Here is a 13,106-nt window from a genome sequence, read left to right on the forward strand (position 1 = left end):
TGATTCAAATCATAATCGTCGTTTGTTACATTTAATTGACAAAATAAAAAAACAGAAACTATTAAACATAGTTTCTGTTTTTTATTTCACTTCTTAACAGTAAGATTTTTTCATACTGTTTGCATGATAACTATATTACTTGTAGAAAAACACCGTTCATTTATTTCTTATACTCGTAATAAAATAAATAGAATGGTGCATAGCCAATGCCATGTTTACATTCATGAAAAAAGGGAGGTAATGAAATGTACCGAAGCAATTCAAACAACTCAAATAATATATATAACGATCCTTCCAAAGCACTTCCTCTCTCCCTATTCGATGTAAAAAATGAGTTAAAACAAAAAAACAAACTCATTCATTCTGGCACCATGTATACATTAACGAAAGAAGAGCAACTCATCATCGACAAAATAAAAGTACAGACAAAACAACTAAATAAAAATAACGTCACAAGAACACGTGCATACTATCAATTTTACATTCAATATCCCGAAATACATTGGGCACTACTTGGACATATGGTATCACGTAACGGTGGTTGGAATATGACTGATTTAAAGGGAGACTTATATACGAGGATTTTATCAGAGAAGGATCAAATTACATTTTTTTCTTTTTTAGAAAGAGGAAATTGGCTCATTTTTCAAGATGTATATCCTCAATTTTTGCTATATGAACAAAGTGTTAAAAAATCACAAAAGCTATTTCATCTTCTTCCTCACCTAAATGTTTCTACATTTATGGAAACGATGTGGAACGATTTTTGGAAAACAGGTAACAAAAAAACATTGGCGATCGCCACTATTATTAATGAACAAAACTACTTAGAAAAAAGGGTTATTCAAAATGTACACTTTCAAAAGACTGTACTAAATAGTATTGGATTTAAACTCTTTGATTTCTTTCAGTTTAATCATATCCTTTTCCCATTCTACGAAAATGATAAGAAACAAAAAGTATTACTATTTGGTGATACAATGAAACATTTTACGTCCTTGCATGAACGAATCTTAATTGGAAAAAGGTTGTATTCACTATTATTTCGGGATACACATATTTTATCTCAAATAATAAGTTGGGCCGAGCATCATCCACACACAGGCTCAAGGAAAGATTACTGGCCTCATTTATTTTCAAGTGTAAATGAATCTTTTTCCCGTGAGTTTTATAAACGCCGAATAAAGAAATGCCAGTTGCGTAGTGGTGCATATCGTATATACAGCCCTGCACTCATCTATGCATGGCGCGATATGAAACATGAAGAAGATAAAAGTAAAGATTGGTTTACTGATTGGCAAGTTGTAAATTACTTAGTTGATAAGGAGGAAAGTATAAGTGGACAAATTTCAGAAGACTACTGCAAAACACTCGAAAAAATTGAACTTGCAATTCTCGCAAAGAAAAATGTCCTCCTCCGAGAGGAAGAATGACTTTCTATCTTTAATAATTACAGTTTTTCTCTCTGCTATTATTGGAACTTGTTTAGATGCTTTCTTTGTTAATAAACAAATATATTCTTTTCCAGTTAGACCCTTCTCATCCACATTTTCAGTTAACATAGCTTTCACATTACTCGTACTACCGATTTTAACAGCCTCTTTTATACAAATTTCAAAAACATTATCTACAGTTTCTAGAACTCTATTTATTATTTCAATAGGCGTTTGCGCTAGCATTTTTGAGCAAGTTGCTGAGAGGCTAGGTTTATTTGTACATAATGAGCATTGGCATCATACTTATTCTTTGTTTGGGTATATGATTTTTCTTGCTTTTATTTGGAAAGTATATCGTTGGCTACCAAAATAAAGAGACCGTTTGTATAACGGCCTCTCCTCTTAAGCATAATCTTCAATTCTTACTACTGAACGACTTTGAAGACTTTTTGATCGCAAACGATATGCAACTACTTTCTTCTTATATTGCTTTATTACATCAACGTGTTCCTCGTAGCTATATAAAGAAAACTTAATCGTTTTCTTTCCTATCTTCGTCTCAATAACTAATGGTGTTCCATTCCCTTGCGGCGGAAAATAATGCTTATCCAAAAATAAAGCCTCATTAAATTCATGAATAACTTGAAGTTTCATTTCTCCTTCTATACTTTCCCCATCTACTGTTACAGTAGTATTTTCCTCATCCAATTTTTGATGTAACTCAAATCTACTAATAATTGATTCTACGACAGAAGTTGGCATACTAGAAACTAGTACTTTAACAGCACCAAAAATAAATAATGTAACTATAAACCATGTTGTCATTTTAATCATCTCCATTACACTCTAAAATGAGTAGTGTTATGCTCCTTATTACGATTCATTAATTTTCAAAATAAAAATTTCATTCCATAAGGTACTAATATACTAATAAGTATCCCTGTTACAATCATCGTTACCGAACCGATGGTTGCTTCTTTCTCTCCCTCTTTCACTAGACGACTCACACCAATGATATGTGATGCGCAGCCCATCCCAACTCCTTTTCCAATTGTACTTGTTATACGGAAAAGTTTAAGTACTGTCGGTCCCATGATAGCACCTGTTATTCCCGCAACAACTACAAAACTAGCAGTCATAGATGGAATACCCCCAATTTGTTCGGCTAATGAAATTGCAATAGGCATCGTCGCTAATTGCGGGATAGTTGTTAATATAAGTTCCTTATCTATATTCAACATTTCCCCAATCACTACATTCAAACTTATTAAAGCCACTATACCGATTACTACCCCAACAAGTATCGATAAGAAGTTTTTCATAAGTATTTTTCGTTCCTTAAATAGTGGTATTGCTAAAGCTACAATCGCAGGGCTCAAGAAACTGGAAAGAATATCTCCCCCATTTTCCTTATAATCTTGATGAGAGATCCCGAAAATAAGGAATATGCAAATCATAATTGCCGTAACTGTTAACACCGGTAAAGTAAATGGAAACGTAAATTTTTTATATAGCTTTGTCGCCAATAAATAAATCACTACAGTAATAAAAATTAAGACCATTTGAATAGCGCACCTTATCAATTTTATTTTTTAGATGTTATTAATAATTGACTTACATAACCTGAAATAATCAATGTTACTAAAGTACTTACAACAACTAGAAAGAACATAATACTACCCTTACTTAAAAGAAATGAACCGTATTCCATTAGCCCCGTCGTTGAAGGAATTAAAAATAAAGGTAAAAATACTATTAGCTTTTCTGCACCTATCTCAAACCATTTTAATGGCAAAATGCGAGTAGAAAGAAGCAGAAAAAGAATTAACATTCCTATTAAACTTCCTGGCATAGATAGATGAAATACTTCCTGAATCCATACACCAACCAAACTAAACATATATAGCACTCCTACTTGAAGTAAAAGCTTCAAAAACTTCAATTGCTACTCCCCATTTCAATACCAAATCCCCACAATTTATTATTGAATCTCGTTTAATGTCTCTGCAAATCTTGTAATTCCAAGCTGAATTTGTTCGACATTCGCTCTGCCAAAAGTAAATCGTATATATTCACTTTTCGAACCTAGGACGCTTCCTGGGACAAATGCTACACCATTGCGTATAGATTCACCTAGTAAATGGTATTCATCAAACGTTCCTTGCACTTTACACCATAAATGTATTCCGCCCTCTGGAACAAAAAATTCAACCTGGTCCCCTAATATTTCTTCAAGCTTTCTAATTAACTCATCTCTTCTTTGCTTCAGTTGTCCACGAAGCATCGTAATATGCGTATGAAAATCCTCAGATTCTAAAAATTGGTTCGCTACCCACTGTGTAAATACACTATGACCGAAATCAACTTGCTGCTTCGCATCTGCCAATCGCTCAATTACGCGCGTGGGGCCAATTACCCAACCAATACGTAATCCTGATGCAACAATTTTTGATAATGAGCTTACATAAAGAACATTCCCATTTTGATCCATCGATTTCAATGTTGGATTCACTTCTCCATTAAAAGAAGTCAAACTATACGGATCATCTTCTACAATCGGTATACCAAATTCAGAAGATAGTTCCAAAACCTTTTTACGTCTTGCCAACGAAAGTACCGTTCCAGTTGGATTTTGATAATCTGGATTTAAAAACACCATACGAATGCGATGCTTTTTGTGCAAATCGATTAAGTCATCGGGATTCATTCCATGCTCATCAACTGGTAAACGGAATATGTTTAAACCTGCTGATTTAAACATCGGAAGTGAATAACAATAGGAAGGGTCCTCAATTGCAATCGCATCGCCAGGCTTTAACAAACATTGAACGATAAGATTAAGTGCCTGCTGAGCTCCAGATGTAATAAGAATAGAACTTGCATCTGCTTCTATTTGTTTATATTGCTCGACATGTGCCGCAATTGTTTTTCGCAACATTTCATTTCCAAGTGGATGGTCATAACCGAGATTTTCCATAAATGTTTTCTCCGACAAAATTGTTCGAAATCTATCACTCGGAATTAATTCTGGTGACAATTCACCACTCGCTAAATTGATTAAATCATCTTTTTGTGTTTCCGTTCGAATTTGTTGAACAAGTGGTACATTAGGCAAGAACGATCCATCCTCAACGTACCTACCCCAGTTCGGTATTCGTTTATGTGACACACCCCATATGTCTGTATTCACCCGGGTGCCGCTTCCTTTTTGCCGTTCTACTACCCCAAGTGATTTTAATTCCTCATAAGCAGCTACTACCGTACTCCGGTTCACTTGTAACTCCTGTGCTAACATACGCTCAGAAGGTAATTTTCTATCAGAAGGGAATTCACCGGTAGAAATGCCTCTTTCAATGTAATCAGCAATTTGTTTATAAACTGGTATCTTATTTTCACGATTCGGTTGCCATTCCATTTAGTTCCCTCCTCTCCAAGCAGGTGTCCTGAATTCATTAATAATAGTATTCACTGTGAAAATGGTATTAATCAAGCGCATGATTTAAAAATGTCTCAACCGTCACATTAAAACTAGTAGGCTGTTCTAAATAAGGCAAGTGCCCACTATCTTTCAACTCAACGAAAGTCACGTTTCTCAGGTGTTTTTCAAATTCTCTCACATACTTTTCCGGAACAAAATAATCATTCTCTCCTCGTATTATTAATGCAGGACATGCAATGTTAGAGAGGTATGGTCTTTGATCGTAATCAACTAATTCAGCGAATAGCCTTTGAATATGCATCGGATTAATAGTTTGTAGGGATTGATGAAATCCTCGGACAATTGCATCATTATCTTCTACTCCCATTGCTCTCAATAACGTACCCGCCCAAGTTTTCCCTTTATCATGCAAGCTAAGTAAATCATATACTTCAAGTCGTTCTTTACGATCGGCCGGTTCTAAATAGGGAAATGCATTTACAACAATTAATCTAGAAACAAAACCTGGATATTGAATAGCAAAATCAATACCAACTCTAGCTCCCTTTGAAAGACCCCAAATTGTTACTGATTTTAGCTTTAAATGACTACATAACTCATATAAAACATTTGAATATTCTTTAAAGCTAATCTCCATCCCTTCAGATTTCCCATGCCCAGGTAAATCGAGTGAGATTACGCTCCATTTCTTCTTGAAGTATTTTCTTTGATATAACCAATTATTCGAATTTCCTCCAAGACCGTGCAAAAATAATATGACAGGACCCGATCCTTCTATATTGTAAAAAACCTTTCGATTCTTATATTCAAAATACATATTCATCACCTTCAGATGTAGCATCACATATTTTTATCTTTGAATGAATATATCCAAAACGGTTCTCTTTCTAACCACTCAACTGTTTCTGGAACACCGTCTTCATACTCTCTTTCCAGCTCATCCACTTTAGTTGCAAATTGTGATGCATGTGCTCGTAATGCCTCTAATTTTTTCGGAACATATTCCGTCACTTCATTTTTAAAATCTGGAGGGCCTATTTCATCTTCATGATTTTTCGAAAAAGCTACAGCATAAAAGACCGGTCGTTTACTTTCCGAAATATTAGCTAATGCCTCTACTACCGCTTCCCCTGTTGCATCGTGATCTGGATGAACTGCATACCCAGGATAGAAAGAAATAACTACAGAAGGATTCAATTCTTCAATACAGTTTTGAATCAGACTTCTTAATTTTTCAGGCTCTTCAAATTCAAGAGTTTTATCACGATATCCCATCATACGTAAATCTTCAATCCCTAAAATATTTGTAGCTCGCTTTAACTCTTTCTCTCTAATAGCATATAAAGACTCACGTGTTGCAAAAGGTGGATCCCCCATCGCTCTCCCCATTTCACCAAGTGTTAAGCAAACATAAGTAAGAGGGACTTTCTGCTCAGTATAAGCCAAAATTGTGCCAGCCACGCAATACGACTCATCATCTGGATGCGGGAAAACAACTAAAACGTGGCGCTCATTTTTCATCAATATATTAACTCCTTCATCATATATAAACTCTATAAAATAACGACCGCATACCAAGTAACTCCTACAAGAAGCACTAAAAGAAGAATGATATAGATAGCTGATAAGTTTTTCACATTCCTCTTTGTAGACTTACCGTAATTCTCCTCCACATTTCGTGCAACTAGTACGGTCCCAAACAGTGATACAACTACAATAATAACAACTAGTGAAATCGCAAAACTCATTGTCTTTTCACCTCTCTAAAACCAGTCTATTTTAAGAAAGAACTTACATAAAAAATTTCTTCTTTAAAGTATGAATAAAGTACTACCTTTCTTCTCTTATCATAATAGAAGTTTGCAAAAAACGGACCAACCACTTTTAGGTTTTTTTGCTCATCCACTTTAAAAATAAAAAGCAACTGATCATTTCTTATCAGTTGCTTTTTTCGCAGAGTTATTTATATTCATTTTCACTTAAAGTTAATCCGATTTAAAAGTTTGGTCTTTTCATAATGAAACATCGATTGAGATAACTCGAAAATCTTCCCGTTTACAAGACAAACTGTATTTTCAATAAGAAGCGCCGGATCACCTTCATTTAGTTCTAAAAGCTGTGCATTTTCTTTATTTACTTTTTCACAACTAATAACTTTATCGGCAAAACCAATATTTAATCGTAAATCTTCAATGAAATAACTGTATACAGAGCTTAATGCTATTTCTTCATTCAAATATGGAATGATATCCTTTTTGAAATAACTTACTTCAATAGAGAATGGTTTCCCGTCTACAATTCTTAAGCGCTTCAAAAAATACAATCTAGTTCCAGCTTCACATTGCATCCGCTTTGCTATCTCTTCATCCGCATCTATTACTTCAAGCTCTAACACCTTCGTTTCAATATTTTGTGAAACAAGGTTTTTCGTTAATCCACGCAAACTGCCTAGATTAATGTAATCTGTTACAGAAGTTTCGCGTAAAAACATGCCACTACCTTGCACTTGAAAAATATAGCCTCTATTCACAAGCTGACTAATTACTTTACGTATCGTATTACGGCTTACTTCAAATCGATTCATCAACGCTTCTTCTGTAGGTAGTTTTTTCGTTTCATTAAAAAGTCCATCTCGAATGTTTTGCTCTAAAACATCAGCAATTTGTTTATACTTTGCACTCATACACTTTCTCCTAAAATACTCTTTTATCTGTTATAACTCTTCTCCTCTCGTTTCGATCACATGATTATACCAATGAAACGAAAGTTTCTTCTTACGTTTTAAGTTATCATTATGATCGACAAAAATAAAGCCATATTGCTTTTTATATCCATTTAGCCAACTTAATAAATCGATAACAGACCATGCATAATAACCTTTTAAATTAATTCCCTCTTGAATTGCACGCTTCATTACTTTTAAATGCTCTTCAATAAATTTAATTCTCGGAACATCTACAATTTCTCCGTCAATGATTGGATCTTCATCACCAAGTCCATTTTCCGTTACATACATCTTTATGTCACCGTAACGTGCTTTCAACATGTGCAATCCCTCTAAGAAACCTTCGGGAGATATTTCCCATCCCCATTTTGTATATGTTTTATCATCCATTTTAACTGTTCGATAAAAACCATCAAAAGAAGGACTACCTGGAGAAAGTGTTGAGTTTTCTCGAGAATATTCCTCATTCTTTATATCCATATCGTATCTTTCCACTCGTATCGGTTGATAATAATTCAAGCCAATAAAATCATTTTTTTCGGCATTTTGTTTAATAATTTCTAATTCTTCAACCGTCCAATTAGGAGTCCATCCTTTTTCCTTTAATTGTTGTACAACATAAGATGGATACTCACCTTTTAAAACTGGATCATAGTACCAATACGTTTCATATTCATTCGCATGATTTGCTGCTAGTATATTTTCTTTTTGATCATCCACACTATAAGCAGGTAAGAAAACATGCGTGATACCAATCTCTCCATATTGTTTCAACTGCTTGTACACTGCAACTGTTTTTGCATGTGCATAAAATACATAATGAGTCGCTTGAAAATACTTTGGAACATCATTTTGTATTCCAGGTGGATGTGCACCTTTTAAGTACCCTAATCCACAAAACATCACTGTTTCATTAAAAGTAATCCAATGTTTAACTCTATCACCAAATGCCTTAAAGCAAATCTCTGCGTACTTTACGAAAGCTTCTGCTGTTCGTTTATTCGTCCATCCACCGTCTTTTTCTAAAGTTAATGGTAGATCCCAATGATATAAAGTTACAAACGGTACAATCCCGTATTTTAAACATTCATCAATTAAGTTGTTATAAAATGCTATTCCTTTTTCATTTACCTCTCCATCTCCAGTCGGCAAAATTCTCGCCCAAGAAATAGAAAAACGATACGATTCTAATCCCATCTCAGCCATTAAGCGAACATCTTCCTTATATCGATGATAATGATCAACAGCTACATCACCATTTGTCCCATTGTATGTTTTGCCAGGAATTTTTGAAAACTCATCCCAATTCGTAACACCTTTTCCATCTTCATTCCATGCACCTTCTACTTGATAAGAAGCTGAAGCAGCCCCGAATAAAAAATCATGTGGAAACTTCATAGTATATACCTCCGTTTCATTACAATAAATCAAATTTATTACTATATATAAAATTTATAGGTACAAATTTTATATGTGTAATTATAGCGTAAGTTTCGATTTTTTTCTATCATGAACGTACGATATGTAAAACTATATTTAATGTTAATTTTTAGAAAACAAAAAAGAAGCGACGTAGTTCATCGCTTCTTACAATCACCATCTTTACTCTTTTATAAGTGACTTATTCGCTCTTATAACTTCTTGATAAAGTAATGGTGACCATTTTTCATTTATATAATCTTGAATTATCCAGCCCACTCTCGTAGGATTCTTTTGCTTCATATAGTTTGCAATTTCAGGATTTATGTAGGACGCATAATAATATGGACTATTCCATGCTGTACCACCAGAAGACAAGCTTGTAAAATTAATATATAGATGATTAAAATCTTCACTATTGTTAATCGTTTCATTTATCGTATCTTTAATAGATTTTACTTTCTCATCATAACTCACTTTATATTTATCTTGTACTGTTACATTTACATTTTGAATTACATTTGTAGTAAACGTCTCATTGTCTGGCCAATAAAAATTATTATATCCTCCAGACTCATTACTGCCACTATATCTTTTTAATAATACAATTTTCCCACGAGCATCTCCAAGTTTTATATTTCCTTCTGTTTTTAAAAAGATAGGATCAAGAAAATATTTTTTTTCAAACGTACTACTAAATGAGTTTTCCGCTCCTTTCATATCCTCATACTCTTTTTTTAAAGACATAATAATCGTTTCACTTGGGTTATCTTTTAAAAATTGTTTCGCTTCATTTATAAATTCGTGTAATGTTACATAAAGATATAATGGCCCATGATGAAGAACTATCGTATTATCATCTGTTAAACACCCTCTTATATCAAAAATTCTAGCTCCGTGATCCGTTTGATAACGAAAATCATATTCTTGCGTCATTCCCCATACTTGCTTTATCGGATTTTGCAACTTGAACGTTCCACTATCATGTGTTCCTGGAATTGAAATTCGTGTTAACGGTATGTCATCAGGTATAGGTTTCATCCATTTTGACCAGTTTTCAAGCCCATTACCAGAGCTAGCAGCAACTGCTTGCTTATCATTCAAAGCAAATACAAATGTGCTAAGTATCGTACTACATATGAATAATTTCAAAATAAACTTCTTATTACTCATTTTTATTCCTCTCTTTTTCTGTTTTCACATCAAACTTATTGAATATAATATAAGCTACTTAATAAAAAATAAATAACATTTCATAAATATGAAATATTACATAGAAGTAAAATTTAAAAATCATTCACATATTCTCAATGCATTAGGAAAATTTAAAGTCCCTTTCTACTAGATAAATTATAGTAATCAACAACATGAACTTCAATGTGTTTTTATATGCAATATTTCATATTTGGGTCCTACATGATATAAATAAAAAACTTATGATGATTATTTATTTCATACGTGCTAATATACTTATATTAAAATATAAATACATACCTTTTATACTCTGAACTACATTATTCAACAGTTAAAACTTAATTTTTTATTGGGAGGATTTACAATGAAATTATTAAAAATAAAACATATAATTCCTTTATCTGCAGCAGCAATTACATTCATATGTAATCAAGGTGCAGCTGAGGCTTCCACCATTCATACAGTAAAAAAGAATGATACACTTTGGGGTATCAGTAAACAATATGGAGTTTCAATACAATCTATTAAACAAGCGAATAATAAAGGAAACGATCAAACTTTTATCGGTGAACAGTTAAATATTCCAGGATCCATGAAATCAAATGAGGTCACTGTTCATCAAAACGACAAACCTAAGAACATCTCTGGACAAATTATTTATCAAGTACAGCCGGGAGATTCATTAGAAACTATAGCAAAGCGTTACAATGTTACCGTTCAATCTATAAAACAAATTAACAATACAGTCGGAAACAAGCTTTATACAGGACAACATGTGAAAATTAATTCAAGTATTTCAGAAAAAGAAAAAGACTTAATGGCACGCTTAGTTACTGCTGAAGCGGGTGGCGAATCATATAAAGGAAAAGTGGCAGTGGCGAAAGTTATTTTAAATCGTGTAAATGCAAAAGGTTTTCCTAATACAATAACAGGCGTTATTTATGAACCTATTAAACACGGATATGCATTTACTCCTGTTACAGATGGAAGAATTAATCAGCCTGCAAGTGCAGAAGCAAAAATGGCAGTAGAAGAGGCTATCTCCACAAATGGAATACATTCTGATTGGCTTTATTTCTATAATCCGAAAACATCAACAAGCAAATGGATTACTACACGTCAAACAGTAGCAGTCATAGGTAACCATGTCTTTGCTAAATAAAGATACGTAATAAAACTATAATTAATTTCAAATTATTAGCAGACCTCTTTACTTAAAAGGTCTGTTCTTTTTATATGTAAGCTTTTTATTAACCATATGATAAAATGATTGTTTAAAAGTATCTCTCTTTTCAAATAAAAAAACTGTTGTATCTCATTCACCATTTAGAGTAATTGAGAGAGCATCAAATCCACAACTATGACTTTATTAATACAAGCTATTTCTTAACTTTGTAAAATTGTTATACACTAGGAAAATAGCAAACAAACTATTCGGTAGCAGGTGAAAAAATATGTATGATATTACAATTATCGGTGCTGGAGTGAGTAGCATTTTTATGGCTTATACATTAGCCAAAAGCAACAAAAAGGTTTTAATTCTTGATAAAGGCAAACCGTTAGAACATCGAAATTGCTCTTTAGAACAAGGGGAAATATGTAACTGTACTGCATGTGATAAATATTTCGGTTTTGGTGGCTTAGGAAAGTCTGAAGGGAAATTTAATTATACAAATGGATTTGGAGGCGAACTCGAGCTAAAGGTAGGTAAAGAAGGCTTTATACAACTCATGGATGAAGTAGATGAAATTCTATGTCAGTTTGGCGGAAGTTCAGTTTCAAAATATTCTACTGAAAATCTAAATCTCACTAAGAGAGCTGAGACATGTGGTTTACAAATGCTTACAACAGAAGTAAGGCATCTTGGCACTACACTTTCAAGTGACATTCTTCAGCAGCTCTACGAATTTTTACTTACCAAAATAAATATCCGATTTCATATAGATGTACAACATATCATGAAACAGAAAGATCATTTTAAAATAGCTACAAATCAAGGAATAGTTCACTCTAAGCAACTAGTATTTGCAACAGGACGTTCTGGGGCGGATTGGTTAAAAGAAATATGCACTTCCCTTAAAATTTCTCAGGAACAAACCCGTGTAGATTTAGGTATTAGGATAGAGATGAAAGAACATCAATTACGTTCAATATTAAAAGATACATTTGAGACGAAACTTTCTTATCAGCATGAACATTTCACGGCTACTACTTACTGTATGAATCCAAAAGGACGTATTATTCGAAAGTACGAAGAAGGTTTAGTTATGCCTGACGGTCAAAATTTTCGAGAGCAAGGAACTGGCACTTCTAACTTAAATTTCACTTTATTTATCCCGCGCTATTTTCCAACTCTCAAAGAAGCAAATGTATACGCAAGTTCAATTATTAAAAGCATTAACCAAGGACGAGATCGGATTGTTATACAGCGTTTAGAGGACTTAATAAAGAAACAGCCTACAACGGAGAACAACATGAAACATAATCGTATACAGCCTACACTACACGGAGATTATGGAGATTTGCATAAAGAAATCCCTCCATTATATATTGAAGGGCTCAAAGAATTTTTATTACGTTTAGAACAATTTATCCACGAACCTATTGATGAAGATACTTTACTATATGGGGTTGATGGAAAATTCTATGCTCCTACAATAAAAATCAATAACCATTTTGAAACAAGTATGAATGGGCTATTTTTAATTGGAGATTGTTCAGGCGTCACTCATTCATTATCTCAAGCAGCTGCAAGTGGTCTGCATGTTGGAAAATATTTATCAGACATTTAAATACTCTAATTAAATGGAAAGGGAGCAACTAATTGCTATTGCTCCCTTTTCCCTATTACTTCTCTTATAACACATGATGCAATCTGCTATTAAAAAGAACG

At 33.4% G+C, this 13,106-nt stretch carries 14 protein-coding genes; 4 read left to right on the forward strand and 10 right to left on the reverse strand.

Translation table 11 applies throughout. The annotated features are described in order from the left end of the window. The first annotated feature begins 245 nt into the window (after positions 1 to 245). Together JTF23_RS04550 and JTF23_RS27705 are read left to right on the forward strand one after the other, a co-directional pair. Complete coding sequence (locus tag JTF23_RS04550; RefSeq protein ID WP_204208210.1) at positions 246 to 1,433, forward strand: DUF2515 domain-containing protein; 1,188 nt, start codon at positions 246 to 248, stop codon at positions 1,431 to 1,433. Beyond that, positions 1,408 to 1,809: a CBO0543 family protein gene (locus JTF23_RS27705; RefSeq protein WP_078181502.1), complete on the forward strand. Its 402-nt coding sequence runs from the start codon at positions 1,408 to 1,410 to the stop codon at positions 1,807 to 1,809. Before JTF23_RS04550 ends, JTF23_RS27705 begins: the two co-directional genes overlap by 26 nt. A gap of 29 nt (positions 1,810 to 1,838) precedes the next feature. Here JTF23_RS27705 and JTF23_RS04555 read toward each other — a convergent pair whose 3' ends face one another. From JTF23_RS04555 to JTF23_RS04600, 10 genes are all read right to left on the reverse strand, one after another. Further along, a complete protein-coding gene (locus JTF23_RS04555; RefSeq protein WP_002160789.1) occupies positions 1,839 to 2,261 on the reverse strand; it encodes a YfmQ family protein in 423 nt (140 codons plus the stop codon). Positions 2,262 to 2,326: 65 nt separating this feature from the next. Further along, on the reverse strand, positions 2,327 to 2,998 hold the full coding sequence (locus tag JTF23_RS04560; RefSeq protein ID WP_002111311.1) for an LrgB family protein: 672 nt from the start codon (positions 2,996 to 2,998) through the stop codon (positions 2,327 to 2,329). A gap of 23 nt (positions 2,999 to 3,021) precedes the next feature. Further along, positions 3,022 to 3,378, reverse strand: coding sequence for a CidA/LrgA family holin-like protein (locus JTF23_RS04565; protein WP_033710841.1), 357 nt, complete (start codon positions 3,376 to 3,378; stop codon positions 3,022 to 3,024). 39 nt (positions 3,379 to 3,417) lie between these two features. After that, positions 3,418 to 4,851, reverse strand: a complete 1,434-nt coding sequence (gene pdxR, locus JTF23_RS04570) for a MocR-like pyridoxine biosynthesis transcription factor PdxR (protein ID WP_199659956.1) — start codon at positions 4,849 to 4,851, stop codon at positions 3,418 to 3,420. 67 nt (positions 4,852 to 4,918) lie between these two features. Further along, the gene (locus JTF23_RS04575) at positions 4,919 to 5,716 is read right to left on the reverse strand and encodes an alpha/beta fold hydrolase (protein ID WP_204208211.1); all 798 of its coding nucleotides are present in this window, start codon (positions 5,714 to 5,716) and stop codon (positions 4,919 to 4,921) included. Continuing rightward, positions 5,716 to 6,396, reverse strand: a complete 681-nt coding sequence (gene bshB2 / locus JTF23_RS04580; RefSeq protein ID WP_204208259.1) for a bacillithiol biosynthesis deacetylase BshB2 — start codon at positions 6,394 to 6,396, stop codon at positions 5,716 to 5,718. Before bshB2 ends, JTF23_RS04575 begins: the two co-directional genes overlap by 1 nt. A 32-nt stretch (positions 6,397 to 6,428) precedes the next feature. Further along, a complete protein-coding gene (locus JTF23_RS04585; RefSeq protein ID WP_002066705.1) occupies positions 6,429 to 6,623 on the reverse strand; it encodes a hypothetical protein in 195 nt (64 codons plus the stop codon). 227 nt (positions 6,624 to 6,850) lie between these two features. After that, positions 6,851 to 7,558 carry a GntR family transcriptional regulator gene (locus JTF23_RS04590; protein WP_204208212.1) on the reverse strand — a complete coding sequence of 236 codons (708 nt, stop codon included), beginning with the start codon at positions 7,556 to 7,558 and terminating at the stop codon, positions 6,851 to 6,853. Positions 7,559 to 7,588: 30 nt separating this feature from the next. Beyond that, the gene (locus JTF23_RS04595; protein ID WP_204208213.1) at positions 7,589 to 8,998 is read right to left on the reverse strand and encodes a glycoside hydrolase family 1 protein; all 1,410 of its coding nucleotides are present in this window, start codon (positions 8,996 to 8,998) and stop codon (positions 7,589 to 7,591) included. Between the two features lie 204 nt (positions 8,999 to 9,202). Continuing rightward, complete coding sequence (locus JTF23_RS04600; RefSeq protein WP_204208214.1) at positions 9,203 to 10,192, reverse strand: phosphatidylinositol-specific phospholipase C; 990 nt, start codon at positions 10,190 to 10,192, stop codon at positions 9,203 to 9,205. Between the two features lie 385 nt (positions 10,193 to 10,577). On the opposite strand from JTF23_RS04600, the gene JTF23_RS04605 reads away from it, so the two are divergent. Further along, positions 10,578 to 11,375, forward strand: coding sequence for a cell wall hydrolase (locus JTF23_RS04605; RefSeq protein WP_204208215.1), 798 nt, complete (start codon positions 10,578 to 10,580; stop codon positions 11,373 to 11,375). Between the two features lie 292 nt (positions 11,376 to 11,667). Then, on the forward strand, positions 11,668 to 13,005 hold the full coding sequence (locus JTF23_RS04610; protein WP_204208216.1) for an NAD(P)-binding protein: 1,338 nt from the start codon (positions 11,668 to 11,670) through the stop codon (positions 13,003 to 13,005). The last annotated feature ends 101 nt before the right edge of the window (positions 13,006 to 13,106 follow it).

Source organism: Bacillus sp. RIT 809 (assembly GCF_016892495.1).
Classification (GTDB): domain Bacteria; phylum Bacillota; class Bacilli; order Bacillales; family Bacillaceae_G; genus Bacillus_A; species Bacillus_A cereus_U.